Annotated in this window: 23 protein-coding genes; 13 read left to right on the top strand and 10 right to left on the bottom strand. The window is 64.1% G+C overall.

Annotation, left to right across the window (positions count from 1 at the left end; genetic code table 11):
* Positions 1 to 14 precede the first annotated feature (14 nt).
* The 5 genes from mnmE (at position 15) to AC1D0I_RS01465 (ending at position 6,068) form a co-directional block, all read left to right on the top strand.
* On the top strand, positions 15 to 1,346 hold the full coding sequence (gene mnmE / locus AC1D0I_RS01485; protein ID WP_477392593.1) for a tRNA uridine-5-carboxymethylaminomethyl(34) synthesis GTPase MnmE: 1,332 nt from the start codon (positions 15 to 17) through the stop codon (positions 1,344 to 1,346).
* Between the two features lie 415 nt (positions 1,347 to 1,761).
* Positions 1,762 to 3,642, top strand: a complete 1,881-nt coding sequence (mnmG, locus tag AC1D0I_RS01480; protein WP_477392591.1) for a tRNA uridine-5-carboxymethylaminomethyl(34) synthesis enzyme MnmG — start codon at positions 1,762 to 1,764, stop codon at positions 3,640 to 3,642.
* Positions 3,639 to 4,271: a 16S rRNA (guanine(527)-N(7))-methyltransferase RsmG gene (gene rsmG, locus AC1D0I_RS01475; protein ID WP_477392589.1), complete on the top strand. Its 633-nt coding sequence runs from the start codon at positions 3,639 to 3,641 to the stop codon at positions 4,269 to 4,271. Before mnmG ends, rsmG begins: the two co-directional genes overlap by 4 nt.
* 42 nt (positions 4,272 to 4,313) lie before the next feature.
* A complete protein-coding gene (locus tag AC1D0I_RS01470) occupies positions 4,314 to 5,114 on the top strand; it encodes a ParA family protein (RefSeq protein WP_095084379.1) in 801 nt (266 codons plus the stop codon).
* Between the two features lie 66 nt (positions 5,115 to 5,180).
* Positions 5,181 to 6,068, top strand: a complete 888-nt coding sequence (locus AC1D0I_RS01465; RefSeq protein WP_477392587.1) for a ParB/RepB/Spo0J family partition protein — start codon at positions 5,181 to 5,183, stop codon at positions 6,066 to 6,068.
* A 291-nt stretch (positions 6,069 to 6,359) separates the two neighbouring features.
* On the opposite strand, the gene holA is transcribed toward AC1D0I_RS01465, so the two are convergent.
* Positions 6,360 to 7,403, bottom strand: coding sequence for a DNA polymerase III subunit delta (gene holA / locus AC1D0I_RS01460; RefSeq protein WP_477392585.1), 1,044 nt, complete (start codon positions 7,401 to 7,403; stop codon positions 6,360 to 6,362).
* Between the two features lie 595 nt (positions 7,404 to 7,998).
* Between holA and AC1D0I_RS01455 the strand changes: the two genes are divergently transcribed.
* The 4 genes from AC1D0I_RS01455 (at position 7,999) to lpdA (ending at position 13,250) form a co-directional block, all read left to right on the top strand.
* Complete coding sequence (locus AC1D0I_RS01455) at positions 7,999 to 9,231, top strand: thiamine pyrophosphate-dependent enzyme (protein WP_477224795.1); 1,233 nt, start codon at positions 7,999 to 8,001, stop codon at positions 9,229 to 9,231.
* A gap of 2 nt (positions 9,232 to 9,233) precedes the next feature.
* Entirely contained in the window at positions 9,234 to 10,247 is a 1,014-nt protein-coding gene (locus AC1D0I_RS01450) for an alpha-ketoacid dehydrogenase subunit beta (protein ID WP_095083894.1), read from the top strand.
* Between the two features lies 1 nt (position 10,248).
* A complete protein-coding gene (locus AC1D0I_RS01445; RefSeq protein WP_477392583.1) occupies positions 10,249 to 11,571 on the top strand; it encodes a dihydrolipoamide acetyltransferase family protein in 1,323 nt (440 codons plus the stop codon).
* Positions 11,572 to 11,858: 287 nt separating this feature from the next.
* Positions 11,859 to 13,250 (top strand): dihydrolipoyl dehydrogenase, encoded by a 1,392-nt coding sequence (lpdA, locus tag AC1D0I_RS01440; RefSeq protein WP_477392581.1) that lies wholly within the window; start codon positions 11,859 to 11,861, stop codon positions 13,248 to 13,250.
* Between the two features lie 173 nt (positions 13,251 to 13,423).
* Here the strand turns inward: lpdA and AC1D0I_RS01435 are convergent, their stop codons facing one another.
* A complete protein-coding gene (locus tag AC1D0I_RS01435; RefSeq protein WP_477392580.1) occupies positions 13,424 to 14,527 on the bottom strand; it encodes a saccharopine dehydrogenase family protein in 1,104 nt (367 codons plus the stop codon).
* A 181-nt stretch (positions 14,528 to 14,708) separates the two neighbouring features.
* On the opposite strand from AC1D0I_RS01435, the gene AC1D0I_RS01430 reads away from it, so the two are divergent.
* Positions 14,709 to 15,137: an Lrp/AsnC family transcriptional regulator gene (locus AC1D0I_RS01430; RefSeq protein ID WP_477392578.1), complete on the top strand. Its 429-nt coding sequence runs from the start codon at positions 14,709 to 14,711 to the stop codon at positions 15,135 to 15,137.
* A 48-nt stretch (positions 15,138 to 15,185) separates the two neighbouring features.
* Here AC1D0I_RS01430 and AC1D0I_RS01425 read toward each other — a convergent pair whose 3' ends face one another.
* From AC1D0I_RS01425 to AC1D0I_RS01410, 4 genes are all read right to left on the bottom strand, one after another.
* On the bottom strand, positions 15,186 to 16,556 hold the full coding sequence (locus AC1D0I_RS01425) for a sensor histidine kinase (protein ID WP_477305494.1): 1,371 nt from the start codon (positions 16,554 to 16,556) through the stop codon (positions 15,186 to 15,188).
* Positions 16,553 to 17,230: a winged helix-turn-helix domain-containing protein gene (locus AC1D0I_RS01420; RefSeq protein WP_477280631.1), complete on the bottom strand. Its 678-nt coding sequence runs from the start codon at positions 17,228 to 17,230 to the stop codon at positions 16,553 to 16,555. Before AC1D0I_RS01420 ends, AC1D0I_RS01425 begins: the two co-directional genes overlap by 4 nt.
* A 273-nt stretch (positions 17,231 to 17,503) precedes the next feature.
* Positions 17,504 to 18,301: a COG4705 family protein gene (locus AC1D0I_RS01415; RefSeq protein ID WP_477392576.1), complete on the bottom strand. Its 798-nt coding sequence runs from the start codon at positions 18,299 to 18,301 to the stop codon at positions 17,504 to 17,506.
* A 32-nt stretch (positions 18,302 to 18,333) separates the two neighbouring features.
* The gene (locus AC1D0I_RS01410) at positions 18,334 to 18,591 is read right to left on the bottom strand and encodes a hypothetical protein (RefSeq protein WP_477305491.1); all 258 of its coding nucleotides are present in this window, start codon (positions 18,589 to 18,591) and stop codon (positions 18,334 to 18,336) included.
* A gap of 270 nt (positions 18,592 to 18,861) precedes the next feature.
* Between AC1D0I_RS01410 and AC1D0I_RS01405 the strand changes: the two genes are divergently transcribed.
* The gene (locus AC1D0I_RS01405; protein ID WP_477392574.1) at positions 18,862 to 19,497 is read left to right on the top strand and encodes a methyltransferase family protein; all 636 of its coding nucleotides are present in this window, start codon (positions 18,862 to 18,864) and stop codon (positions 19,495 to 19,497) included.
* Between the two features lie 28 nt (positions 19,498 to 19,525).
* On the opposite strand, the gene AC1D0I_RS01400 is transcribed toward AC1D0I_RS01405, so the two are convergent.
* Positions 19,526 to 20,014, bottom strand: a complete 489-nt coding sequence (locus tag AC1D0I_RS01400; RefSeq protein WP_477392573.1) for a hypothetical protein — start codon at positions 20,012 to 20,014, stop codon at positions 19,526 to 19,528.
* A 221-nt stretch (positions 20,015 to 20,235) separates the two neighbouring features.
* Between AC1D0I_RS01400 and AC1D0I_RS01395 the strand changes: the two genes are divergently transcribed.
* Positions 20,236 to 20,601 carry a RidA family protein gene (locus AC1D0I_RS01395; protein WP_477392571.1) on the top strand — a complete coding sequence of 122 codons (366 nt, stop codon included), beginning with the start codon at positions 20,236 to 20,238 and terminating at the stop codon, positions 20,599 to 20,601.
* Positions 20,602 to 20,640: 39 nt separating this feature from the next.
* Positions 20,641 to 21,876 carry an amidohydrolase/deacetylase family metallohydrolase gene (locus AC1D0I_RS01390; protein WP_477392569.1) on the top strand — a complete coding sequence of 412 codons (1,236 nt, stop codon included), beginning with the start codon at positions 20,641 to 20,643 and terminating at the stop codon, positions 21,874 to 21,876.
* A 37-nt stretch (positions 21,877 to 21,913) separates the two neighbouring features.
* On the opposite strand, the gene AC1D0I_RS01385 is transcribed toward AC1D0I_RS01390, so the two are convergent.
* From AC1D0I_RS01385 to AC1D0I_RS01375, 3 genes are all read right to left on the bottom strand, one after another.
* Entirely contained in the window at positions 21,914 to 23,704 is a 1,791-nt protein-coding gene (locus AC1D0I_RS01385) for an NAD(P)-binding domain-containing protein (protein ID WP_477305481.1), read from the bottom strand.
* Positions 23,705 to 23,826: 122 nt separating this feature from the next.
* The gene (locus AC1D0I_RS01380) at positions 23,827 to 25,071 is read right to left on the bottom strand and encodes a M24 family metallopeptidase (RefSeq protein ID WP_477392567.1); all 1,245 of its coding nucleotides are present in this window, start codon (positions 25,069 to 25,071) and stop codon (positions 23,827 to 23,829) included.
* 341 nt (positions 25,072 to 25,412) lie between these two features.
* The gene (locus tag AC1D0I_RS01375; protein WP_477392565.1) at positions 25,413 to 25,946 is read right to left on the bottom strand and encodes an invasion associated locus B family protein; all 534 of its coding nucleotides are present in this window, start codon (positions 25,944 to 25,946) and stop codon (positions 25,413 to 25,415) included.
* Positions 25,947 to 26,289: the final 343 nt, after the last annotated feature.

Raw genomic sequence — 26,289 nt, 5'->3', positions numbered from 1 at the left:
GGTAGAGCGGGCAAATGATTTCAAGGGATTCGATTGTCGCGCTGTCGAGCGGCCGGCTTCCTGCCGGCGTCGCCGTCATCCGCATTTCCGGCCCGCGGACTCGGTTCGTAGTCGAAACGATCGCGGGCAGCATAGTTAAGGACCGGGCGGCGGTTTTGCGCAAGTTCCGAGCGCCTGATGGTGCCGTGCTCGACAGCGGCCTGATTGTCTTTTTTCCCGGCCCGGCAAGCTTTACAGGCGAGGATGTGGCGGAGTTCCACGTTCATGGTGGGCGCGCGGTGGTGGCCAGGATGCTGGAGACGATCACCGGCTTCGACGGTGTCAGGCATGCTGATCCCGGCGAATTCACCCGTCGCGCCTTCCTCAATGGCAAGGTCGACCTAGTCGAAACCGAGGCGCTGGCCGATCTCGTCAACGCCGAGACCGAGGCGCAGCGACGGTTTGCGGTCAAGAACGCGGAGGGCGCGCAGAGCGAGCTCTATTTGAATTGGCGCCGCCGGCTGATCCACGCCCGCGCCATGATCGAGGCCGAGATCGACTTTGCCGAAGAGGATGATGTGCCAGGTTCCGTTTCGGATACGGTCTGGTCCGATGTCCGGGGGATGGTCGACGAGATCGACCGGCACGTTGCGGGATTTCGCGCCGCCGAAATCATCCGCGATGGGTTCGAGGTCGTGATTCTCGGTGCGCCCAATGCCGGCAAGTCGAGTCTGTTCAACGCCTTGGCGCGGCGCGATGCAGCTATTGTAACGGATGAGCCTGGCACGACCCGCGACCTGCTTGAGGTGGTGCTGGATCTGGAGGAGCTGCGCGTCAGGTTGACCGACACCGCCGGGCTGCGCGAGGCGGCAGGAAAGGTCGAGGCGATCGGCATCGAGAAGGCAAGGGCCAAGGCCGATCGAGCCGATCTGTTGCTTCTGTTGCAGGACGTTGCGGAGCCGCAGGCGGTGGCTTCGATCCCGTCGGCGATTCCGGCCTTGCAGGTCGGCACCAAGCGAGACCTTTTGGATAGCAAAGCGGCTGCCAGTGCGGACAGGCACTACGATTTCGTGATCTCGGTCGTCGACGGGGCCGGCGTTGACGCGTTGTTGGCGGAAATCGGTCGGCGCGCAGCGCGTGCTGCTGGCAGCGCCGGCGATATTCTGCCGTCGCGCTTGCGGCATGTCGATTTGCTGGGCGAAGCAAACCGCCACTTGCACCGGGCAGTTGACGGCCGGGTCATCGGGCAGGAGTTGAGGGCCGAGGAGTTGCGGCTCGCCGCGGATCGGCTCGGCCGAATCGTCGGCGCCATCGACGTTGAGGACATGCTGGACGTGATTTTCGCGCAGTTCTGCATTGGGAAATGACTCACGTGAAACATTGGCAGCGCATCGCTGTGGCGACCTCCTTGATTCACGTGAAACACAGGTGCGGACGCTAGCTCTCCCCCTCATTGCCCTACGGGGCGCTCGTTGTTCGAAAAGCCAAGCAGTTGGCTTTTCGTCCGCTACGCGGACAATAGTGACGGGGAGAAAGAGGCTGGCCGCTGATGACAGCTGCCCTCTCCCCGTCATTATAAGGGGAGAGGATGCCGGCAGGCAGGTGAGTGGCAGTGCCAAGGTTTGATTGCCCCTGCTGTTTGGAGCGCGGATTCACGTGAAACATGGTGAAGACTCGCCACAGGGTTGTTTCACGTGAAACGAGCCGCCGAGTTTTCTTGACAGCATCGCCTTGCGGGGACATGTGTCGCTCAATCTTTTTCTAGTCCAGGACGTTTTGGAAATGACCGATCACTATGATGTGGTTGTGGTGGGCGGCGGCCATGCGGGTTGCGAGGCTGCGAGTGCGGCCGCGCGCGCCGGCGCCAGCACCGCGCTGGTGACACTGCGCTTCGACACGATTGGCGTGATGTCGTGTAACCCGGCCATCGGCGGTCTCGGCAAGGGCCATCTGGTTCGCGAGATCGATGCCATGGACGGGTTGATGGGTCGGGTGGCTGATGCCGCCGGCATTCAGTTCCGCCTGCTCAACCGTCGCAAGGGGCCAGCGGTGCGCGGGCCACGCACTCAAGCGGATCGCAAACTCTATCGCCTTGCCATGCAAGAAGCGATTCGGCTCCAGAACGATCTCGACGTGATCGAGGGTGAGGTTCTCGACTTCGAGATCGTCGATGGGCGAATTGCGGCTGTTCTGCTGGCCAACGGCGTGCGGCTCGCCTGTGGCGCCGTCGTTTTGACGACCGGGACCTTCCTGCGTGGCCTCATCCACATCGGCGACAAGAAGATCGTCGCCGGCCGCATGAACGAGCAGGCGAGCATCGGCCTGTCGGCGACCATGAGCCGCGTCGGCTTCCAGCTCGGCCGGCTGAAGACCGGCACGCCTCCACGGCTGAACGGGAAGACCATCGATTGGGCGTTGCTGGATCGCCAGGCGGCGGATGAAGATCCGGTGCCGTTCTCGCTGATGACCGATCGCATCGAAACACCGCAGATCGAGTGCGGCATCACCCGCACGACCGCGGCGACGCATGATTTGATCCGCGCCAATCTTGGCCGGTCGGCGATGTATTCCGGGTCGATCGAAGGTGTTGGGCCGCGCTATTGCCCGTCGATCGAGGACAAGATTGTCAAGTTCGGCGACCGGGACGGGCATCAGATTTTTCTCGAGCCGGAAGGGCTCGACGACGACACTGTCTATCCCAATGGTATCTCGACCTCGTTGCCGCAGGATGTGCAACTGGACATCCTGAAAACCATCCCAGGGCTGGAACGAGCCGTCATGCTGCAGCCTGGCTATGCCATCGAGTATGATCATGTCGATCCGCGCGAGCTGACTACGGGCCTAGAGACCAGGCGCGTCAGTGGTCTCTTTCTCGCCGGGCAGATCAACGGCACCACCGGATATGAGGAAGCAGCGGGGCAAGGCCTGCTCGCCGGCGTCAATGCGGCGCGTTGTGCTGCGGGCAGCGAGCAGATCGTGCTCAGCCGGACCGAGGCCTATATCGGCGTGATGGTCGACGATCTGACCAGCCGCGGCATCAGCGAGCCGTACCGGATGTTCACCTCGCGGGCCGAGTTCCGGCTGTCTCTGCGCTCCGACAATGCCGATGAGCGGCTGACGCCCCTCGCTGCGAAGCTGGGGATCGCCTCGGCGCAGCGGATGCAGCGCTACGGCGATATGATGCAGCAGCTCGACGAAGCGCGTCAGCTGGCGTTGTCGCTGACCATGACCCCGAACGAGGCGGCGCGGCATGGGCTCGAGATCAACCGGGATGGCGTGCGCCGCTCCGGCTATGAACTGCTTGCCTATCCCGGTGTCGACATCGGTTGGCTGGCCGGCGTCGAGCCGAAGTTCGCGGCGGTTGATGCCAAAACGGCCGAGCGCCTCGAAACGGAAGCGAAATATTCCGTCTATCTGGACCGGCAGAAGACGGATGTGGCGCAGATCAGGCATGAAGAGAGCCGGCTGATCCCGGAGACGGTCGATTTCGCCGGAGTGCCGGGGCTGTCCAACGAGCTGAAGCAGAAGATGCAGGCTCGGCGGCCGCGCTCTATAGCCGATGCCCAGCGCATGGAAGGTATGACGCCGGCGGCGATGGCGATCATTGTCGCGCATGTCCGCCATGAAGAGAGTGCGCAGAGGCCCGAGAGGGACGTTGCGTGAACTCTTTCTCCTGGAAGAGCCTGCAGGACGCGGCCGGTCCGGTTTCACGTGAAACATTCGACCGCCTGGTGACGTTCGAACAGATGTTTCAGAAATGGAACCGCAGCATCAACCTGGTTGCGCAGTCGACGGCAACCGACGTCTGGCAGCGTCACATCCTGGACAGCGCGCAGCTCGGGCGTATCGAACCGACCGCGAATCGCTGGGTCGATATTGGTTCGGGCGGCGGATTCCCGGGTCTTGTCATGGCCTTCCTGCTTGACGAGCGCGATGGGGCGAGCATCGATCTGGTTGAAAGCAATCGCAAAAAGGCGTCGTTCCTGCAGACCGTCATCGGCCGGTTCGGTCTGCCGGCGCGGGTGGTGGCACGCCGCATTGAAGACAGTCATGCGCTGGTCCCGGCGCCGCAGATCGTCACGGCGCGTGCCTTGGCCTCACTTTCCACCTTGCTGGACCTGTCGGCGCCTTGGCTGAGTTCAGGCGCGCGTGGCCTGTTCCACAAAGGCCGGGATTACCGCGCCGAAGTGCAAGAAAGCGTTCACCGATGGGCCTTCGATCTGGTAGAACATCCAAGCGTGACCGACCCACATGGCGTCATCCTCGAACTGTCGAATCTTCGACCTGTCTGATTTGCTCCAGGCGACCCAAAAATGAATTTCTGGCATAGATCCATGATGAAGAATGGCCCCCGAATCATCACCGTAGCCAACCAGAAGGGCGGCGTCGGCAAGACGACCACCGCCATTAATCTGGCTACTGCCCTGGCGGCGATCGGTGAAAAGGTGCTGATCGTCGACCTCGATCCGCAAGGCAATGCTAGCACTGGCCTCGGCATCGACCGCAAGGATCGGACGGTCTCGTCCTATGACGTGCTGACGGGCGAGCTGGATCTGGAAGCCGCCGCGATCCCGACGGCGGTGCCCGGCCTATCGATCGTGCCGTCGACCCTCGACCTGCTCGGCATCGAGATGGAAATCGCCTCGGCGCCAGACCGGGTGCTGCGGCTGCGCAACGCCTTGCGTGCCTCGGCCGACCGTTCGGCCGGTTTCGGCTATGTGCTGATCGACTGCCCGCCTTCGCTCAATCTTTTGACGCTGAACTCGATGGCCGCGGCCGATTCTGTGCTGGTGCCGCTGCAGTGCGAATTCTTCGCGCTCGAAGGCTTGAGCCAGTTGCTGGAAACCGTCGAGCAGGTGCGTCGTTCGATCAATCCGGATCTCACCATCCAGGGCATTGTGCTGACCATGTACGATGGCCGCAACAATCTCGCCAACCAGGTGGTGCAGGATGTGCGGGCGCATATGGGCGACAAGGTCTACGAGACCATCATTCCGCGCAATGTGCGGGTGTCCGAGGCGCCGTCCTACGGCAAGCCGGCGATCCTGTACGATCTGAAATGCTCGGGCAGCCAGGCCTATCTGCAGCTCGCGTCGGAAGTGATCCGCCGCGAGCGCAAATTGCGCGCCGCTTGATTAGCCGAACACTTAATTGAGAGCCGATTCGATACCGAAACGATCTGGAATGTAACTGGAAGTGTTATGAGCGAAGACCTTTCGAGAAAAAGACTGGGGCGGGGACTGGCAGCGTTGATCGGTGAGATCGATCGTCCAGCGGCACCAGAAAAGCCGGGGATGAGCGCCGACGGCAAGGTGCCGATCGAGTTCCTGACCCCAAATCCAAAAAATCCGCGCCGGCATTTCGGCGAGGCTGAGCTCACCGACCTCGCCCATTCGATCCGCGAGCATGGCGTCGTACAGCCGGTGGTGGCGCGGCCGTCGCCGACGCAGGCCGGTCGCTACGAGATCATCGCCGGCGAGCGGCGCTGGCGTGCGGCGCAACGCGCCGGGCTGAACGAGATCCCGGTCATCATCCGCGAGGTCAACGACCGCACCGCGCTGGAACTGGCGATCATCGAGAACGTCCAGCGCACCGACCTCAACGCGGTCGAGGAAGCGCTTGGCTACCAGCAGCTGATCGACGATCATGGCTACACCCAGGCCGATCTCGGCCAGGTGATCGGCAAGAGCCGCAGCCATGTCGCCAACACGCTCAGGCTCTTGAAACTGCCGGATGTGATCCGCGACATGCTGGTCGACGGCGCGCTGTCGGCGGGCCACGCCCGCACGCTGGTGACGGCGGAGGATCCGGCCGGGCTTGCCAAGCGCATCGTCGAAGAAGGGCTTTCGGTGCGCCAGGCGGAGGCGCTGGCGCAGATGCCGGCCGGCAGTACGACAAAGGAAGCCAAGCCGGCGGCAAGCCCGGAACAGAAGGACGCCGACACGCTGGCGCTGGAAAAGCTGTTGACCGATACGACCGGGATGATCGTGTCTATCGATCACAAGAGCAAAGGCGGCACGCTTCGTGTCGCGTATCGGTCGCTGGAGCAGCTCGACGAGCTATGCCGCCGGCTGAAGCTGGAGCGGTAGTTAGCCGACAAATATTCTGATGGAAGGCTGATCTACCAAGGGCTCACTCAAATGGAATTCGCTTGTCATTCCAAGTGCTTGGTACGCCAGTGCCGCCCCTCACCTGCCTGCCGGCACCCTCTCTCCGTGAACGGGCGAGGGACGCTGTCATCAGCGGTTTCGACAATCGCCAACGTCGCAGGAATAGCGCCAGCATAGTGGCCAGCCTCTTTCTCCCCGTTCACGGGAGAAATGCCTGGCAAGCAATGAGGGGCGGCGCTGACCTCGACGGCTGAGCCGTCAGTCCCAAAACTACCGCTGCGCCAGCCGGCTGCTTTCCACCGCAATGCCAAGCAGTGCCTGCCGCGCCAGAGCGACGGACAGATCCGGCCTTCGCCGCGTCTGCAGCACGGCGGTTTGCAATCGTGTCAACGCGCGCCCAAGAGCTTCGCTGCTCCAGCGGTCCAGCGCCTTCTCCACCAGCTTGCGCCGCGAGAAAAAAACCGGCGGGCGGGCGGCGGCAACGACCGAGGCGGCGTTGCGGCCGGCAGACTCCATCTGGCCGCGCATGGCCTGGATCGCCTGGAACTGGCGCATCGCAGAGGACAGCACCAGGAACGGCTGGCCACCTGATTGGCAGTGGCGGGTGAAGGCGGTGTCGAAATCGCCGACCTTGCCTTCGAGAAGCGCGTCGACGGCGTCATCGAAAGAGGCGCCGGAGACATCGCCCGACATCGCCCTGACGTCGTCGAGGCCAATCTCCTTCTGGCCATGGGCGTAGAGGATGAGCTTTTCGATCTCGCCGCGCGAGGCCAGCCGGTCGCCGCCGAGATTTCGGCGCAGCGCCTGTCTAGCTTCCAGCGTCATCGACATGCCGGCCTTGCGCAATTCGTCGTCGATGACGGCATCGATGTCGCGGGCCTCGTCGGCATAGCAGGGCAGCGCCATGGCAATGTCCGCCGCCTCGACCACGGCACGCAGCCCCACGCCCTTCTTTAGATCGCCGGCCTCAATCAGGATGATGGCGTCGCGGGGCGGCTCCGCGGTCAGCGCCTTGACGTCATCGGCCAACGCCTTCTGGCCGCTGGCGTTGCGCACCCACAAAAGCCGCCGGTCGGAAAACATCGGCACGGTGCGCGCCTCGTCGAGCAGCCGGCCCTCGTCGCGGTCAACCTCCGAGCCGTCCAGCCTGACCACCGAGAATGGATCGTCGAGCGGCAGGCCGGTCTTCTCGGCAAAGGCCTTGGCGCGCTCGGCGACGAGCCCTCGATCGGGGCCGTAAAGCAGGACGATCGAGATGCGCTGGTCCGGACGGGCCAGCCAGGAATCGACCTCGAAAGCTTTCTTCTGTGCCATGGGGGGTGGTTAGCATGATGCTGTGGCGGCTTCCAGCTTGGGTCCGCCAACCCTGCCGTCCTTCCTCTCCCTCCGCCGGAGGGGGGAGAGGTGGCGCTGCGAAGCAGCGACGGAGTGGGGGAAGCCGCTAGTGAAACACGCAGTCGCCGCAAAACAGGTGCAACCCAGGGCGCAAGATCAGGCGGAAGCATTAGTTCGATGAAAGATCGACCCCCCACTCCGTCGAGCTTCGCTCGCCACCTCTCCCCCGATCGACGGGGGAGAGGAAAGGCGCGAGTTCGCCGACCTTGGCGCCTTCCTCCCCTCCGGGGCATAAAGTGAGGGAGAGGAACCCAACTGTTGCCAACCAAACCTTATCTGGCGAAAAACCTCCAGGAACCTTGCCCCTAATTGCGCATCCCTGCCCAACATCGACAAGAAATTTCGCGGACATATCTTCATGTTGTGCCGGGGAGGCCGGCGCGGCTGGGACGAGGCCTGAAGGCTTACCCAGACGAATTCGCACTGGTCTGGCAGCGCAGATATGCAAATATCCTTGGCCGGGGAAGTTTGGGCCAGGGAATTTGGGGCCAGGCAACATTGGAGGACAGAGGTCATGGCCGATGCTGGGATGTTGCGTTTTCACGTTCCGGAGCCGGAAGTGCGGCCGGGCGGAACGCCTGACTTCTCCAACGTGCCCATCCCCAAGGCCGGCTCGGTGCCGCGCCCGGACATCGATGTCGATCCGCGCACCATCCGCGATTACGCGTTCTCGATCATCCGGGTGCTGAACCGCAATGGCGAAGCCGTCGGCCCTTGGGCCGGGCTGCTTTCCAGCGACGAGCTTCTGGCCGGCCTGCGTCACATGATGACGCTGCGGACCTTCGATGCGCGCATGCAGATGGCGCAGCGCCAGGGCAAGACGTCGTTCTACATGCAGCATCTGGGCGAGGAGGCGGTGGCCTGCGCCTTCCGCAAGGCGCTGGCGCCCGGCGACATGAATTTTCCGACCTATCGGCAGGCAGGGCTGCTCATCGCCGACGGCTATCCGATGGTCACGATGATGAACCAGATTTACTCCAACGAAGCCGACCCGCTGAAGGGCCGGCAGTTGCCGATCATGTATTCGTCGAAGGAGCACGGCTTCTTCTCGATCTCCGGAAATCTGGCGACGCAGTATATCCAGGCGGTCGGCTGGGCGATGGCCTCGGCGATCTCGAACGATTCGAAGATCGCCGCCGCCTGGATCGGCGACGGCTCGACGGCAGAATCCGACTTCCATTCGGCGCTGGTGTTCGCCTCCACCTACAAGGCGCCCGTGGTGCTCAATGTTGTCAACAACCAATGGGCGATCTCGACCTTCCAGGGCATCGCCCGCGGCGGCTCGGGCACCTTTGCCGCCCGCGGCCTCGGCTTCGGCATTCCGTCGCTGCGCGTCGACGGCAATGACTATCTTGCCGTCCATGCGGTGGCCAAATGGGCGGCCGAGCGGGCGCGGAGCAATCTCGGGCCGACGCTGGTCGAATATGTCACCTACCGCGCCGGCGCGCATTCGAGCTCGGACGATCCTTCGGCCTACCGGCCAAAGACCGAATCCGACGCCTGGCCGCTCGGCGACCCGATCGTGCGGCTGAAGAACCACCTCATCCAGCTCGGTGTCTGGTCGGACGAGCGACATGCGCAGGCCGAGGCGGAAATCCTCGACACGGTGATCGCGGCGCAGAAGGAAGCCGAGAGCCACGGCACGCTGCATGCCGGCGGCAAGCCGTCGACGCGCGACATGTTCGAGGGGCTCTATGCCGAGATGCCGCCGCATCTGCGGCGCCAGCGCCAGCAGGCGGGGGTCTGACCATGCCAAGACGGACCATGATCGAGGCGATCCGCGACGCCATGGATGTGTCGATGGGACGCGACGACAAAGTCGTCGTGTTCGGCGAGGATGTCGGCTTCTTCGGCGGCGTCTTCCGCTGCACGCAAGGCCTGCAGGCCAAATACGGCAAGAGCCGCTGCTTCGATGCGCCTATCAACGAATCGGGCATTGTCGGCTCGGCCATCGGCATGGCCGCCTACGGGCTGAAGCCATGCGTGGAAATTCAGTTTGCCGACTACATGTATCCGGCCTACGACCAGCTGACCCAGGAAGCGGCACGGCTGCGTTACCGCTCGAACGGTGATTTCACCTGCCCGATCGTGGTCCGCATGCCGACCGGCGGCGGCATCTTCGGCGGCCAGACGCATAGCCAGAGCCCGGAAGCGCTGTTCACCCATGTGTCGGGGCTGAAGACAGTGGTGCCATCCAACCCGCATGACGCCAAGGGGCTGCTGATAGCGGCGATCGAGGATCCCGATCCGGTGATCTTCCTCGAGCCGAAGCGGCTCTACAACGGGCCGTTCGACGGCCATCATGACCGGCCGGTGACGCCCTGGTCGAAGCATGAGCTGGGTGAGGTCGCCGACGGCCACTACACCGTGCCGCTCGGCAAGGCGGCGATCCGCCGGCCGGGCTCGGCGGTCACGGTGCTGGCCTACGGCACCATGGTCTATGTCGCGCAGGCGGCAGTCGCGGAGACCGGCATCGATGCCGAGATCATCGATCTCCGCACACTTCTGCCGCTCGACCTCGACGCCATCGTCGCTTCGGTCAAGAAAACAGGGCGCTGCGTCATCGTGCATGAGGCGACACTGACTTCCGGTTTCGGTGCCGAGCTGTCGGCGCTGGTGCAGGAAAACTGCTTCTACCATCTGGAGGCGCCGGTGGCGCGGGTCGCCGGCTGGGACACGCCTTATCCGCATGCGCAGGAGTGGGACTACTTCCCCGGTCCGGCGCGCGTCGGCCGGGCGCTGCTGGAAACCATGGGAGCTTAAGATGGGCGAACACATCATCAAGTTGCCCGATGTCGGCGAAGGCGTCGCCGAGGCAGAGCTCGTCGAATGGCACGTCAAGATCGGCGATATCGTGCGCGAGGACACCGTGCTTGCCGCGGTGATGACCGACAAGGCGACGGTCGAGATTCCGTCGCCGGTCGATGGCGAAATCCTTTGGCTGGGCGCCGAGATCGGCGACACGGTGGCGATCGGCTCGCCGATCGTGCGGTTGAAGGTGGCGGGCGAGGGCAATGTGAAGCCGCAGGGCGGTGCGGTTGAAGTGGTGGCTGCTGAGCCACCGGCGAAGCTGCCGACCCCGAAGCCCGAGACTTCCGCGCCAGCCGCGAAGGCGCCGCCAAAGGCAGGCGGGACCGACATGAAACCTGCACCCGCCGTCTCGAAAAGCCAGCGGCAGCCGTCCGTCTCCGGCGCGCCGCGTCCCGAGGGCGAAAAGCCGCTGGCCTCGCCGGCGGTCCGCCTGCGGGCAAAGGAGGCCGGCATCGATCTCAGGCAAGTTGCCGGAAGCGGCCCGGCCGGCCGCATCGGCCACGAGGACATCGAAGCCTTCCTGGCGCGCGGACCCCAAGTTGCGAAAACATCAGGCCTCACCCGCAACGACGCGGTCGAGGACATCAAGGTGGTGGGCCTGAGGCGCAAGATCGCCGAGAAAATGACGCTGTCGAAATCGCGCATCCCGCACATCACCTATGTCGAGGAGATCGACGTCACCGCGCTGGAAGAATTGCGCGCGGCGCTGAACAAGGAAAAGCGCGTGGGCAAGGGGGAGCGGCCGAAGCTGACGCTGCTGCCGTTCCTGATGCGGGCGATGGTCAAGGCGATAGCAGACCAGCCCAATCTCAATTCGCTGTTCGACGACGAGGCCGGCGTCATCCACCAGCACGGCGGCATCCATATCGGCATAGCCGCGCAGACGCCGTCGGGGCTGGTCGTGCCGGTGGTCAAGCATGCCGAGGCGCGTGACATCTGGGAGTGCGGCGCCGAAGTGATCAGGCTTGCCGAGGCGGCCAAGTCCGGCACCGCGACACGCGACGAGCTGTCCGGCTCGACCATCACCATCACCTCGCTCGGCGCCATGGGCGGCGTGGCGACGACGCCGGTCATCAACCATCCGGAAGTGGCGATCATCGGCGTCAACAAGATGATGGTGCGGCCGGTGTGGGACGGTACCCAGTTCATGCCGCGTAAGATGATGAACCTGTCCTCCAGCTTCGATCATCGGGTGATCGACGGCTGGGACGCGGCCGTCTTCATCCAGCGCATCAAGACGCTGCTGGAAACACCGGCGCTGATTTTTGTGGATTGAGGGGGTGACAATGCCTTCTCAGCGTTTTGCTCCATCTGCCTTGCAGCGTCGCGCTGCCCCTCATTGCCCTACCGGGCATTTCTCCCCGTATAGGGACGGGGAGAAAGACGCTGGCATTGGGGGTTTCGCCAATCGCCAGCATTGCAAAGAAGGCGCCGAGGTCGCGGCGGTCTCCCTTCTCCTCGTCCCTATACGGGGAGAAGGTGCCGGCAGGCGGATGAGGGGCAGCACGACGCCGCCGGATGGACACTGTGGCCGGCAGTTCTTACTGGAAGGATGCAGCTGACATGAAAGAAATCTCCTGCAAGCTGCTCGTCATCGGCGCCGGTCCTGGTGGCTATGTCTGCGCCATCCGTGCCGGCCAGCTCGGCGTCGATACAGTGATTGTCGAGGCCGGCAAGCCGGGCGGCACTTGCCTCAATGTCGGCTGCATCCCCTCCAAGGCGCTTATCCATGCGGCGGAGGAGTTCGAGAAGGTGTCGCACATGGTGGGCGGCAACAGCCCGCTCGGCATCTCGGTCACCGCTCCCGTGCTCGACCTTGCCAGGACCGTCGCCTGGAAGGACGGCATCGTCAGCCGGCTCAACAGTGGCGTCGCTGGCCTGCTCAAGAAGGCTGGGGTCAAGACCGTGCAGGGCTGGGCGACGTTTCGTGACGGCAAGACCGTGGCGGTCGAGACCGAGACCGGCGTGCAGGTGATCCGCGCCGAGACGATCGTCATTGCCACCGGTTCAGCGCCGGTCGAGCTGCCGTTCCTGCCGTTCGGCGACGGGGTGATTTCCTCGACCGAGGCGCTGGCCTTGAGCGAAGTCCCGAAGAAGCTCGCCGTCGTCGGTGGTGGCTATATCGGGCTCGAGCTTGGCATCGCCTTCGCCAAGATGGGCGCTGAGGTGACCGTGGTCGAGGCCTTGCCGCGCGTGCTGGCGCAGTATGATGCCGAGCTGACGCGGCCGGTGGTCAAGCGGCTCGCCGCGCTCGGCGTCGAGGTGATGACAGGCGCCAAGGCCAAGGGGACCAAAGGCGGTGCGCTGCTGGTCGAGACATCGGACGGCAAGAGCGCCAAGGTCGCCGCCGACAAGATCCTGGTGACGGTCGGCCGCAAGCCGGTGACCGAAGGCTGGGGGCTCGACCAGATCGACCTCGAGATGGCGGGAAAGTTCATCCGCATCGACGACCAGTGCCGCACCTCGATGCGCGGCATCTTCGCCATCGGCGACGTCACCGGCGAGCCGATGCTGGCGCACCGGGCGATGGCGCAAGGCGAGATGGTCGCCGAGATCGTTGCCGGCCACAAGCGCAGCTGGGACAAGCGCTCAATTCCCGCCGTCTGCTTCACCGATCCCGAGCTGGTGACGGCCGGCCTGTCGCCGGAGGAGGCCAAGGCGTCGGGCGGCGAGATCAAGATCGGCATGTTCCCGTTTGCCGCCAACGGCCGGGCGATGACGAAACTCGGCGAAGACGGTTTCGTTCGCGTCGTCGCCCGCGCCGACAATCATCTGGTGCTCGGCATCCAGGCAGTCGGCCAGGGCGCGTCGGAACTGGCGGCAGCCTTTGGGCTGGCGCTGGAAATGGGTGCGCGGCTGGAGGATATCGCCGGCACCATCCATGCCCATCCGACGCAAGGCGAAGGGTTCCAGGAAGCGGCGCTCAAGGCGCTGGGGCACGCGCTGCATATTTGATGCGGCGGCTTTCCCTTCTCCCCTTGTGGGAGAAGGTGTCGCCGAAGGCGACGGATGAGGGGTGCTCCGGCGTGGCACCGACAGCTCTCCGTCCAACACCCCTCAACCGTCTCGGCGCTGCGCGCCGATCCACCTTCTCCCACAAGGGGAGAAGGCAAGAACGGCCCGAAATCTCAGCTTGCGAGCCGGCTCACCATTTCGTGCTGCGCATACGCGCGGCCAAAACGGTTGGCGAGGAAGGCGTCGAGCGCGATGTCTTCCTGCTTGACGAAACCGGTCGCGGGCAAAGTCCCGTCGGCCAGCATGTCGAGCACGGCGCAGATGCCGGAGGCGGTGGTGATCTGGATGGCGCTGCGCACCACGTCGCCGACGCGCTTGGAATAGATCTTGTTGGCGTAGGTTTCCTGGAGCAGGCGGCCGTTCTTGCGGCCCGAGACGGTGACGAACACGATGACCACGTCCTGCAGCGTCGCCGGCAGGGAGCTTTCAAAAATGTCCTTCAGCACGTCGCGGCGGTGGCGCAGGCCAAGGTCGTTGAGCAGCGCCTTCATGATCGCGGCATGGCCGGGGTAGCGGATGGTGCGGTAGTTCAGCGTGCGCACCTTGCCTTTCAGTGTCTCGGCCAGCGTGCCCAGCCCGCCGGAGGTGTTGAACGCCTCGTAGGTGACGCCGTCGAGCGAGAACTCCTCGCGCTCCTCCAGCGGCGGCACTTCGATCAGATCGCCCTCGACGATCGCCTCGCAAGGCTCGCAATATTCGTTGATGACGCCGTCGGTGCTCCAGGTCAGATTGTAGTTCAAGGCATTCGACGGGTATTGCGGCAGCGCGCCGACGCGCATGCGCACGCTTTCCAGCGTGTCGAAGCGGCTGGCGAGATCGTTGGCGACGATCGAGATGAAGCCCGGCGCCAATCCGCATTGCGGGATGAAGGCGCTCCTTCCCGAAAGCGCCAGCTGCTTGACCCGCCTGGTGCTGACGACGTCCTCGGTGAGGTCGAGATAATGCACGCCGGCGTTTGCCGCTGCCTCGGCAATGCGCGTGGTCAGGTGGAAGGGGGCGGCGCTGAGTACCGCGAACTTGTCGGCCAAGGCCGCCTCGAGCGCGCCCGATGCCTCGATGTCGAGTTCCAGCGTGGCAACCGTGGCCGGCAGTTCGGCGGCGGCGAGCTGTACCGCCGAGCGGTCGACTAGGGTGACGTGGTAGTCACCGGTGGCGGCAAGCATTTCGGCAATGGTCGAGCCGATCTTGCCGGCGCCGACAACAACAATCTTCTTCATGAAACGTCCCTCACCCAAAAGCTGAACCTGAGCACATTGTTTTATGCATGTCGTTTGTCCCAAAACCGCTGCGCACTTTTGGGAGATCTGCATCAGAATCGCAGCTTGCCCGTCGAAAGGAAGCGTGGAATTGTTCGAAACGAAACTCTGATTGTGCATTATGCCGGAGGGAATCGTCGAAATGCTCAGTGAAGCCGAACAGGCCCTTCTTTCCCTGCTGCGCGACAATGCGCGTGCCTCGACCGCCGAGCTTGCGCGCAACCTCGGTGTCTCGCGCACAACGGTGCAGAGCCGGATCGACCGACTGGAGCAGCGCGGCATCATCACCGGCTACGGCGTCCGGCTGGCGCCGGACTACGAGCAGGGGCTGGTGCGGGCGCATGTGCTGCTCACCGTGACGCCGAAGCTCGCCGACAAGGTGGTGCGCGGCCTGCAGGCGCTGGCGCCGGTGAGGACACTGCATTCGGTCAGCGGCAATTTCGACATGATCGTCACCGTCGACGCGCCATCGATCCGGGACCTCGATATGCTGCTCGACCAGATCGGCGCCATGGACGGGGTCGAGCGAACCTTGTCGTCGATCATCCTGTCGACCCGCATCGACCGCTGATCTGACTCGGTGGAGCCGGGCCTTTCAGGACCCAAGCCGGATCGCCGGCTAACCAAATGCCAGCGGAACGCTCACCACCACGGCGAGGCCCGGCCGGCAATCCTCAAGGGCGATCGATGCGCCATGCAGGTCTGCGATGGCCCTGACAAGGCTAAGGCCGAGGCCGCTGCCCGGCGTGGACCGGCTGTGGTCAAGCCGGTAGAGCCGCTGGAACACTTTCTCGCGCTCGTCCGGAGGAATGCCGGGTCCATTGTCGGCGACGCTGGCGACAACGCGATCGCCCTGGCGCGTCACCGACAGCTTGATGGTTGTGCCGGGCGGGCAATGGCGGAGCGCATTCTCCACCAGATTGGCGAACATCTGCGTCAGCAATTCGCGATCGCCATGGATCCGGTTCGCGGTTTCGTTCAGTTTGGTCGACGACAGCACCTTGCCGTCGTCCTCGGCCACGTCGGTGTAGATCTCGGCGATGGTTTGCAGGATTTCGCCGAGTGCGACATCGGTAAAGCGCGCCCTGCGGGCGCCGGCCTCGATCTGGGCGATGCGCAGCAGCGCATCGAAGGTCTCGTTGATCTGGTGACCCTCGGCGCGCGCCTCGGCCAGATCGTCGGAGACCTCCCGGCCCTGCGCGGCCCCGGCGGCGGCGCCTTCCAGGATCATCTGCAGGCGGTTGAGCGGCGTCTTCAGGTCGTGGGCGATGTCGGCGCTGACCTGTTTCATGCCTTCGACCAAAGCCGACAGCCGGTCGAGCGCCGCATTGACCTGGCGGGAGACGATGTCGATGTCGTCGTCCTTGCCGGTCAGCGGGATGCGGGTATCCAGCCGTCCATGCGAGACGTCCACCATGGTGGCGGCGATGCCGTCGAGCCGGCGCTGGACGCGCGAGGCGAGCAGCGCGCCGCCGGCGACCGCCAGCCCGGTGATGATCAGCGTCGCCCAGCCGAAGCTCATCAGCATGATCGTTTCCAGTTCCTCGGTCTCGGACAGGCTGAAGGCGACCGTCAGATTGTTGCCGCCAATCGAGCCGGAATAGGCACGGTATTCAGCGCCGGGCGGCACGCCGGGCATTTCGGCGTTGAACATCGAGAAGCCGTCGGGAAGTCCAGCTGCCGTGAAATTGCCGGCCAAGCGAATCCCGGCTGCGTCGGTCAGCGAAAACAGCTGTTCCTTCTTCGGGCTGCGCATGGAGTGGCTTTCGATGGTCTCGACAAGCTCCTTGAGATCCTTGTCGGCATAGGTCGCCGCGATGACCGCGTAGGTTTCCTTGATGGTGTCGTCGAGTTGCTCGGCAAGATCGGCGCTCATCATCTGGTAGACGATGGCGCCCGACAGCACGAAGGCGAGCATGAACAGGAAGGCGAACGTCAGGGCGAGCCGGAACGGCGTGCTGCGCAGCAGGCGGGGCCATGCTCCGGTCATGGCGCTGCGTGCAGACTGTAGCCGGTGTTGCGGACGGTGTGGATAAGCTGGGTTTCGAAAGGCTTGTCGATCTTGGCCCGCAGCCGGCTGATATGGGTTTCGACGACGCTGGTCTTGGGGTCGAAATGAAAATCCCAGACGCGCTCCAGAAGCATGGTGCGGGTGATCACGCGTCCTTCGCCGCGCATCAGCACCTCCAGCAGGCTGAACTCCCGCGGCTGCAGGTCGATCGGCTGGCCCTGGCGCGTGACACGGCGCATGATCAGGTCCATTTCGAGGTCGGCAACCCGCAAAACGGTCTTCTGCTCCTGCGCGGCCGGCCGGCGGCCAAGCGCGTTGATGCGGGCGAGAAGCTCAGAAAAGGCGAAGGGCTTGACCAGATAATCGTCGCCGCCGGCCTCGAGTCCCTCGACGCGGTCGTCGACGCCGCCGACGGAGGTGAGGAAGATCGCCGGCGTGCGCACGCCTGCGGCGCGCACCGCCTTGATCATCGACAGGCCGTCGAGATCCGGGATCATGCGATCGGCTATGATCACGTCATAGCTGCCGCTGGTCGCCGCGAAGAGCGCGTCGTGGCCGTTGCGAAGCAGGTCACACACATGGCCGGCCTCGGTTAATCCCCGGACGATGTAATCGGCCGTCCTGTGGTCGTCCTCGACAAGCAGAAGTCGCATGGCTGTTCCGGTCTGTGGCCGATTTCGGTGAGAGGCTAGCACCGGCATGGGCCCGTTCCTAGGATGTCGCAAGGCTGCTTCCATACCGCGCCGCCAAATCGATGCAGCGATACGGAATTCTGCTCCGCTGTATCCTTCGGCCAATCTCGCGGCATGGATCCTCGGGTCTGCGCTGCGCTCCTTGCTCCGCCCGTGGATGACGAAGCGATGGGCGTTCCGGCTGATCGCCCAGGTATGTGGACCGTCAATGCAAGCGACCCGACAAGACTTCGCCTAGTCCGATTCCAGCAGGATTTCGTCGGCCTCGTCAGCGGTTTTCTTGAGCGTCATGTAGAGAACGAGACCAATGATGCAGCCAAGGAAGATCAGGCTGGTGAAAATAGTGCCGAAACCCAGGCCGCCATATTCGACTGGCTGCGACAAGAGATCGCCGAAGGAGGCGCCAAGCGGCCGCGTCAGGATGTAGGCGAGCCAGAAGGCCAGGATGCCGTCGAGATGGAGCAGGTACCAGGCAAGCGCGATGAGCGCTATGACGCCACCGAACAGCAGGCCAGATGTCAGGTAGCCCATGTCGAAGCTCTCGGCGACGAGGTCACCGGCGGCGGTTCCGAGCGAGAAGGTGAACAGGATCGCCAGCCAGTAAAAGATCTCGCGCCTTGTGGTGACGATGGTGTGGATCGACAGCGTTCGCTCGCTGGCGTACCACACGGCGAATGTCGCGGCGAGCGCCACCGAGAAGGCGATGGTCGTCGTCTGCAGGCGTACGCCGAAATTGTCGACGAGATTGTCTGTAATCAGCGTGCCGACGATGCTGATCAGCACCACCGCCAGCCAGTAGGCCCAGGGTACGTAGCGCTTCTGCGCGAACTGCAGGACAAGGGCGACGACCAGGATGCCGGTCATGACCAGCGAGGTGACGGTCAGGCCGAGGCCGAGGTTGACGGCGAGATAGTCGGCCGCCGTTTCTCCCATGGTCACCGCCATCAGCTTGATCAGCCAGAAATCGACCGTGACCTCCGGGACCCTGTTGTGGCTGGGAACTGCGGGATTTGGCGTAGTGGGAGAAAGCATGGCGGACGTCCTGCGGCTGGTGGTTCGCGGCACTATTTGCCCATGACCTTCATGGCCTGGGCGAAGAACTCGTCGGCGCGCTTGTCGTCGTCGGCGTTGCAGCGTTCGATGCCCTTGGCCTCCAGTTCCGAGACCTTCGCCTTGTCCGCGGCGCTGAGCGTGGCCGCCGCCTCCGCCGCACGAAGGGTCTTCAGCGTATCCTCGCAAGGCGCGGTGGCGGCAAACACGGAGGAAACCGGACTGGACAAGGCGAGGGTGACCAGTGCGATGGCTAGCGCAAATCGTCTCATGAGATGTTTCCCTGTTTGATGCCGGTTGCGGCAATTGAATCCGGCCCGGTGGTGGCCGATCCGGCACCAGCACAGTAGGGAAGCGAGTTCACGCTCGCCTGTCCGGCGGCTTACAAATTCGTAAGAATGGGCTGGGGCCGCGCGAAAAGCCTTTACGAACGCCTCGCGGTGCGCTGATAGAATGCCGGGCGCCTTGCATCCGCCATCAATGGGGTGGCCCAGTGCCCCCAGGTTGCCGGGCGCCCGGTTGCCAGCGCTCCAGGAAACACGATGACCTACGCTACCCTGAAACCGGTTTCACGGGCCTTCAACCAGCGCAAGCGGCTGATCTTCGTGCGGGTGGCGGCGGTGCTGGCGGTGCTGCTTCTGTTTCTCACCAAACCGGCGCTCAGCGAGGGCTCGAACGGGCACGAGACGCTCGAACTCTTCGGCTTCTGCCTGGTGCTGGTCTGCGTCGTCGGACGGCTGTGGAGCATCCTCTATGTCGGCGGCAAGAAGAACGAGGAACTGGTCTCGACCGGACCATTTTCGATTACCCAGAACCCGCTCTACTTTTTCTCGACGGTCGGCGCGGTTGGGGTCGGATTGCTCTACGGCTCGTTGCTGGCGGCCGTCGCGCTTGGCCTTGCCAGCTTTTTCATCTTCCGCGTCACGGCGCGCAAGGAAGCCGGATTCCTGCTCGGAAAGTTCGGCCCGACCTACCTTGCCTATGTCGAGAACACGCCCCGGTTCTGGCCAAATCCGCTTCTGTATCACGACCATGACCAGATGCAGTTCTCGACTCAGGCGCTGAAGCGCACGTTCTATGACGGGCTCTATTTCCTCGCCATCTTCCCGGCCATCGAACTGGTCGAGCATTTCCGGGCGACCGGCCTGCTGTTCCCGGCCTTCGTCACGATCTACTGATCAGCGGCGCAGCGCCGCTCAACCAGCGCTACGAGCTGCCAAGCGGATGCGGCATGTAGCCGACGAAGCCCGCAATCTTCCAGCTGCCGCCGACCTTGGTGCAGAAATACAGCGTCTGCCATTTCAGCCTGTCGACGCTGCCGTCCGCCTTGGCGACGGAGCCGTCGAATTTCTTGTGCAGCACGGCGCGATCGCCGTCGACATCGATGTCGCGCATGTTGGTGACGCGAAACAGCGCCTCGCGCAGCGGCTCGGCGAATTTCGTCGCCGCGGTCTCCTTGGCCTGGCGCAACCACTCGTCGCGATAGACCTCCAGCCGCGGGAACTGCAGCCTCCAGGCGTCGGCATTGCTAAGGAAATGCGCATGCATACCGAAGAAGCTCGAGGCCACGAAATCATCCTCGACCATCGACCAGTCCTGGCCGATGAAGGCGTCGATGTCGCGCCGCACCAGCATTTCCCAAAGCGCATGGCGATCGGCATCGCCGGCCGGAAACGGGTTCTTGTCGTAGGTCATTTTTCACTGTCTCCGGTCTCGCAAACGCTTCTATCGCCACAGCTGCGAAGCAGCGTGGCGGCGCGCACGATGCAAGCGCTTCTGTAATAAAGCAACATGGATTCCGTGAAAATGTTGCTTTCCAACAAGGCCCCTATGAGGATCGCCCTGATCGCGATAAATGTCGATCAAAGCGAGCGCTCCCCCTGGCGCTCCGTCACGCCATCAGAGGAGGTGATCCCTTGCCGAAGCAGTGTTTTGGAACGTCGCATGTGCCGCTGTCGCCGGCCGTACGCGCCGGCGATTTCGTCTATGTCTCGGGCCAGGTTCCGGTCGGCAGCGATGGTATCGTGGTCAAGGGCGGCATAACGGAACAGACCGAACAGGTGCTCGCCAATGTGAAGGCCGCGCTGGCGCTGGCCGGCTGCACCCTGGACGATGTCGTCAAGACCACGGTCTGGCTTGAGGACGCGCGCGATTTCGGCGCCTTCAACGCGGTCTATGCCAGGCATTTCCCGAAGAACCCGCCGGCCCGCACCACGGTCGAGTCGCGGCTGATGATCGACATCAAGATCGAAGTCGAGGCGGTGGCCTACCGGCCGGTCTAAGTCTTGAGGCGGCAAAACAACGAAACGGAGGTTACCTCAATGCAATTCGACCTCCTGCTGAAGGGCGGACGGCTGATCGACCCGGCATCCAGGCTCGATGCGCCGCGCGATGTCGCCATCGCCAATGGCCGCATTGCCGCGGTCGATGTCGATATCCCGGCCGACCGCGCCGCGCAGATCGTCGATGCCGCCGGCTGCATCGTCACTCCCGGCCTCGTCGACCTGCACAGCCACGTCTATTGGGGCGGCACGTCGCTCGGCGTCGATGCCGACCGACTGGCCGCCAAAAGCGGCACCACCACCTTCATCGATGCGGGCAGTGCGGGCGCGGGCAATTTCCTCGGCTTCCGCCGCCATGTCATGGAGCGCTCGAAGGTTCGCATCCTGGCCTATGTCAACATTTCCTTTGCCGGCATCTTCGGCTTCTCGCAGACGGTGTCGGTCGGCGAGTGCAGCGATCTCAGGCTGTGCGAACCGCGCGAGGTCGTGGCCGCGGCGCGCGAACACCGCGACGTCGTGGTCGGTGTCAAAGTTCGCTCCGGCCGCCACGCCGGCGGCACCAGCGGCATCGCCCCGGTCGATCTGGCGCTGGAGGCCGCCGACCAGGCCGGCCTGCCGCTGATGGCGCATATCGACGAGCCGCCGCCCGGCCGCTCGGAAGTGCTGCCGCGCCTGCGCAAGGGCGACATCCTCACCCACTGCTTCCGGCCGTTCCCCAACGCGCCGGTGTTCGCCTCCGGCGCGGTGCGGCCTGACATGCGGCTGGCGCGCGAGCGCGGCGTCATCTTCGACCTCGGCCATGGCATGGGCTCGTTCGATTTCGCGGTCGCGCGGGCCATGCTCGAGGAAGGGCTGGCGCCCGACGTGATCAGCAGCGACGTCCATCTCTACTGCGTCGACGGGCCAGCCTTCGACATCCTGGTCTGCATGTCGAAGCTTTTGGCGCTCGGTATGCCGCTGGTCGAGGTTCTACGCGCGGCGACACAAGCCCCGGCGCAGGCGATTGCCAGGCCTGACCTCGGCACGCTGGCGGTCGGCACAGTCGGCGACGTCGCCGTGCTGCGGCAGCGGCCGGGTCGCTTTACCTTTGTCGACGCGGTCGGCGCCTCGCTGGTCGCCGACCAACGGCTGGTCTGCGAAGGCATCGCCATCGGCGGCACCTGGTGGCCGAACGAGGCGGTCAACAATGCCAGCGAGACCGAGCGTTTCGAGGCGCATCCCACGCATACGCATGTCGAGGTGGCGGCGCGGCACTTTGGGCATCGGCACGAGTGATGAGAGCCAATCTCCCCCACGTGGGGGAGATCGGGCGTCACCGTCCGGCGTTGCTGAAAGCCCCATAGACGGTCGTCTCAATCCCCTCCATGCGCGCCTTGATCTGCAGCGCCACATATTTCGAATAGAAGCGAGACAGTGCCAGATTGCCGCCGTGGAACCACAGCGCTTGCTGAGCAGTCGGCTTCCACATGTTGCGCAACTCGCCTTGCCAGGGTCCGGGATCGCCCTTCACGCCGGAGCCAAGCCCCCAGCACGGGCCGACCTTGTCGGCGACCTGGCGCGAGACGATCGCGGCCACCGTCTCGTTCATCGACTGAAAACCGGTGCAGGCGACGATCGCGTCGGCGGCAAGCTCGCTGCCGTCCTCGAAAAGGATGCCGGTCGGCGTCAGCGATTTGATGGCGACGCCGCTGCGCACGCCGATCTCGCCGTCGATGATCAGGTCGGAAGCGCCGACATCGATGTAATAGCCGGAGCCGGTGCGGTAGGCCTTCATCAGCAGACCGGTCTCGTCATCGCCGAAATCGATGGCGAAGCCGGCGGCGCGCAGGCGGTCGTAGAAGGTCGCGTCGCGCGCCTTGATCACCTCGTAGAGCGCCTGCTGGCCCTTCGGCACCAGCGCGAAGGGCGTCGAGGCGACGATCATGTCGGCCTTCTCGGTGGTGATGCCGCGCGCCAGCGCGTTCTCCGAAAAGATCTCGAAGCCAACTTCCATCAGCGTGTCCGACTTGACCACTGTGGTCGGCGAGCGCTGGATCATGGTGACCTCCGCACCGCTCTCCCAGAGGTCGACGCTGACATCATGCCCCGAGCTTGCCGCGCCGATGACGGCGACCTTCCTGCCGCGGAATTTCTCGCCGCTGGAGTACTGGCTGGAGTGCAGCAACTCGCCCTTGAATTGATCGGCGCCCGGCAGATCGATCTGCCGCGGGGGGCCATACGCGCCGGTGGCAAACACGATGTGCTTCGGCTTCAGCGTGATGTGGCGGCCGACGCGGTCGACGACGACGGTCCAGACCTTTTCGGCCTCGTCATAGGACGCGCTGAGGCACTTCGTGGCGACCCAGTAGTTGAGCTCCATGACGCGCGTGTACATTTCCAGCCAGTCGCCCATCTTGTCCTTGGGCGTGAACACCGGCCAGTTTTCCGGGAACGGAATGTAGGGCAGATGATCGTACCAGACCGGATCATGCAGCACGAGTGTCCGGTAGCGGTTGCGCCAGGAATCGCCGGGGCGCGCGTTCTTCTCGATGACGATGGTGGGCACGCCGAGTTGCCTGAGCCGCGCGCCCAGCATGATGCCGCCTTGGCCGCCGCCGATGACAAGGCAATAGGGTTGTTCGCCGGCGCCGAGGTCGCGCGTCTCGCGCGCCCGCGCCTCCGTCCAGGTCTCGCGGCCGGGGTCGGCCTTGTGGCGCACGCCCAGCGGCCGCGCGGGTCCCTTGCGCTCCTCGAACCCTTTCAGGTCGGTCATTGCGGTGAACAGCGTGCGGCAGCGGCCATCGCGCAGGCGCATGACGCCCTGGCCACGCGCCGATGCGGTCTCGAAGCTGAACCAGGCCTCGACAGTGCCCTCGTCCGAGGTCGCCTCGCCGGTCAGCTGCCAAGCCGTCGGCTTCGTCGCCGCCAGCGTCGACGCGAGCATATCGGCGATCGCCCCGCGTCCTTCCATGGTCGTGATGTTCCAGGTGAAGGTCAGGAGATCGCGCCAGTAGCAGTCGTCGACGAACAGGCTGCTTGCCGCCGCCATATCGCCCGCTTCGAGCGCCTTGGCAAAGGAGCCGAGCCATGCGGCCGCCTGTTTCGATGGTGCCATGTCGAGCATTTCTTCCCTCTTGCCGCAAAGGCGCCGAACACGGCGCGAAAACCCAATTATCGACCTTGGCGCATCGCGCTGTGGAGCGCTACTCCCGCAGTGAACAACGACCAGGACCAGATCCGCCCTCGCTAACCAATCGTCTCCAGCCGTCTTGGCAAGCGGTTCATGGCAACCGGCCCGTCCGGCGTGATCACGAACTGGTCTTCGAGATTGAAGCTGGCGAGGCCGTCGATGTAGAGCGGAATCTCGAAGGCCAACACCATGCCGGCTTCGATCACGACATCGCTGTCGGCCGCAATGAACGGCCATTGTTCGGAAAAGACAGACTGGCCGACGCCATGGCCGAAATGACCGCGGTGGTAGCAGCGCAGCCCTTGCCGCGCCAGGCTGTCGCTGGCGACGCGGTGCACATGACCCAGCGAGGTTCCCGGAACAAGGGCTGCCACCCCATCCTCGAAGGCCTGCTCGGCGATGGCATGCAGTTCGGCCTGTTCGGCGGATGGCGACCCGAAAATGAAGTTGCGCGACATGTCGGAGGCGTAGCCGCCGACGGTGCAGACCATGTCGCACTTCAGCGGGTCGCCAGGCATTGCCCTGGCATCGGCGCCTTTGGCCCGGGCGCCCAGCGTCATGTATTCGGCGGTAGCAACCGGAAGCGACAGGCCGGCCGCGGCCGAGGCAACGCCGTCCCGGTAGAGCGCGACGAGATCGGCCTGGCGCATGCCGGCCATTGCATCCACCTGCAGCCGGTCCAGCCCGGCTTCCGACAGGATGATGCCTTGCTGGAGAAGCTCGATCTCGCGTTGCGACTTCACTGCCCGCAACCGATCGAGAACCTCCGAACCGTCGACCATCGAACAGCCCGGCAGTATCGCCTGCAGGACCGAGAAATCTGCGACGGCAATGAAATCGAGATCAACGCCGATGGTCGCGCGGTCAAGCCCGAAGCCTGTCAGGATCTGTTTCAGCTCGCGGGCGGAACTGGCCAGGTCGAATGTTGCTGGCCGGGAAAAGTCGGGCGACCGGCCAGAGGATGCTAGGCCGGCCTCGACGCGTTGCGCCAGCGTATGGCCAGTGGTCGAGACGTCGAGCGTGGCGGTTTCGATCCAGATCGGGTGGCTGCGGACCACGGCGTCCGGCAATACCGCCTGCAGCTGAGCCGCGTTGAAATCCGCCACCACGACGCCGATCGGCAGGTCTTGCCGGGCCGGGATGACGACGAAGCCGGCGCCGGCCCGCCGGAACAGTCCGGCCGGGCCGACCCAGGCACCGGTCGCATAGTGGAATGCCTCGGGCGCACAGAGCACCAGCGCCTGCAGGCCAGCGCGTTCCATCAGTTGCGTCGCGCGCAGGCGGTCGACAAACCCCGTCATGTATTCTTCTCCGGATGTCCGAAGCGGCAACGGAGCATTCCGGGTACGGACAATCAAGCCGGTTTCATAGGCGGAGGTGCGCGGAACATGCGCGATGTTGGCGGGACAGCACCCCCTTCTGGCCTGCCGGCCATCTCCCCCGCAAGGAGGGAGATCGGCAGCTTGGGCGCCCCGCTTACTCCTGGGACGATGATGATTGGCGAAATCTCCCCCCTTGCGGGACAGATGGCCGGCAGGGCAGAGGGGGGTGGGAAGGATCGCGTCAGAACAACTTTCAGTTTTGCCCACAGCATTGGTCGGCGGGCGTTGAGCTTCGCGTCAAGCCGGCGTCAGCACCCCCGCTACTTGATGGATTCCAGCTTGGCGACGGCAGCCGTGAAGCCAGCGAGCGATACCGGGATGGTGACCGGCTTGCGGGTGACCGATTCCATGCCGATGTTCAGGTTGGTTCCCGACTTCATGGTCTTGATGATATCCGCTGACAGCGGCGTGGCGGCATAGGCGCCGTTCTGGTCGCTGGTCTGGATGGCGAGCACTGTCTTCTGGCCCTGGTCGATCTGGAACGAGGCGCCGGACGGCAGGAACAGCCCATGTGGCAGCGCGAGCAGCATGGCCAGGCCGCCATTGCCGTTGTCGCGGCGCACGGTCACGGTCAGCACGCGCTGTCCGGACTTGGCTTCGGTCAGGTTCTGCGACACCTGGCACTGAAGCTCGGCGGTTGCCGAGCCACTCGAGCAGTTTACCGCCCACGGATTGGCATCGGCAGGTTTTGCATTGGAATCAGTCGGTTTGGGCTGGGCCGGCTTGGCGTCTTCGGCAAGGGCCGGTCCTGCCGCCGACAGGACCAGCCACAGGGCGGCTGAACTTGCGATCATTAGATTAGCAAGAGCTAAACTTGATGACATTTTCTTTGGGCCCCGCATTCTTTCTTTCCCCGTCAGGTATTTTCATCGGTGGGGTTTGATACAACACTCGGGACTGTTTCGGAAGCTAGGCCGGCGCCAAGAAAGCCGACAAAAGTACTGTGACCTTTCGGACACACGAAAGAAAATTGGAGGAAACCCCTAGAAATCGTAGGAACCGAGACTCGCTATACAATACAATCTGCGTAAGACTTAAACACGCGGGACGTGCAGTCCCAGAAGGACTCGCCTGGGATGGGAACTACCGAGAAATCTCGGCAAGTTGGTGAGAAGGCGGCGCGTGGGGAGGACTTCC

Source organism: Mesorhizobium sp. P2_D1 (assembly GCF_056404455.1).
The sequence above is the reverse complement of the archived record's forward strand: the minus strand, read 5'-3'. Positions and strand labels throughout refer to the sequence as shown.

Excerpts from the sequence above, each read along its gene's own strand:
- AC1D0I_RS01375 (WP_477392565.1), bottom strand. The coding sequence starts at position 25,946 with ATGATCGCAAGTTCAGCCGCCCTGTGGCTGGTCCTGTCGGCGGCAGGA.
- AC1D0I_RS01385 (WP_477305481.1), bottom strand. The coding sequence starts at position 23,704 with ATGCTCGACATGGCACCATCGAAACAGGCGGCCGCATGGCTCGGCTCC.
- lpdA (WP_477392581.1), top strand. The coding sequence starts at position 11,859 with ATGAAAGAAATCTCCTGCAAGCTGCTCGTCATCGGCGCCGGTCCTGGT.
- AC1D0I_RS01455 (WP_477224795.1), top strand. The coding sequence starts at position 7,999 with ATGGCCGATGCTGGGATGTTGCGTTTTCACGTTCCGGAGCCGGAAGTG.
- AC1D0I_RS01435 (WP_477392580.1), bottom strand. The coding sequence starts at position 14,527 with ATGAAGAAGATTGTTGTTGTCGGCGCCGGCAAGATCGGCTCGACCATT.
- AC1D0I_RS01450 (WP_095083894.1), top strand. The coding sequence starts at position 9,234 with ATGCCAAGACGGACCATGATCGAGGCGATCCGCGACGCCATGGATGTG.
- AC1D0I_RS01430 (WP_477392578.1), top strand. The coding sequence starts at position 14,709 with ATGCTCAGTGAAGCCGAACAGGCCCTTCTTTCCCTGCTGCGCGACAAT.
- AC1D0I_RS01405 (WP_477392574.1), top strand. The coding sequence starts at position 18,862 with ATGACCTACGCTACCCTGAAACCGGTTTCACGGGCCTTCAACCAGCGC.
- AC1D0I_RS01425 (WP_477305494.1), bottom strand. The coding sequence starts at position 16,556 with ATGACCGGAGCATGGCCCCGCCTGCTGCGCAGCACGCCGTTCCGGCTC.
- mnmE (WP_477392593.1), top strand. The coding sequence starts at position 15 with ATGATTTCAAGGGATTCGATTGTCGCGCTGTCGAGCGGCCGGCTTCCT.
- AC1D0I_RS01420 (WP_477280631.1), bottom strand. The coding sequence starts at position 17,230 with ATGCGACTTCTGCTTGTCGAGGACGACCACAGGACGGCCGATTACATC.
- holA (WP_477392585.1), bottom strand. The coding sequence starts at position 7,403 with ATGGCACAGAAGAAAGCTTTCGAGGTCGATTCCTGGCTGGCCCGTCCG.
- AC1D0I_RS01390 (WP_477392569.1), top strand. The coding sequence starts at position 20,641 with ATGCAATTCGACCTCCTGCTGAAGGGCGGACGGCTGATCGACCCGGCA.
- AC1D0I_RS01400 (WP_477392573.1), bottom strand. The coding sequence starts at position 20,014 with ATGACCTACGACAAGAACCCGTTTCCGGCCGGCGATGCCGATCGCCAT.
- AC1D0I_RS01465 (WP_477392587.1), top strand. The coding sequence starts at position 5,181 with ATGAGCGAAGACCTTTCGAGAAAAAGACTGGGGCGGGGACTGGCAGCG.
- AC1D0I_RS01445 (WP_477392583.1), top strand. The coding sequence starts at position 10,249 with ATGGGCGAACACATCATCAAGTTGCCCGATGTCGGCGAAGGCGTCGCC.
- AC1D0I_RS01380 (WP_477392567.1), bottom strand. The coding sequence starts at position 25,071 with ATGACGGGGTTTGTCGACCGCCTGCGCGCGACGCAACTGATGGAACGC.
- mnmG (WP_477392591.1), top strand. The coding sequence starts at position 1,762 with ATGACCGATCACTATGATGTGGTTGTGGTGGGCGGCGGCCATGCGGGT.
- AC1D0I_RS01415 (WP_477392576.1), bottom strand. The coding sequence starts at position 18,301 with ATGCTTTCTCCCACTACGCCAAATCCCGCAGTTCCCAGCCACAACAGG.
- AC1D0I_RS01470 (WP_095084379.1), top strand. The coding sequence starts at position 4,314 with ATGATGAAGAATGGCCCCCGAATCATCACCGTAGCCAACCAGAAGGGC.
- AC1D0I_RS01410 (WP_477305491.1), bottom strand. The coding sequence starts at position 18,591 with ATGAGACGATTTGCGCTAGCCATCGCACTGGTCACCCTCGCCTTGTCC.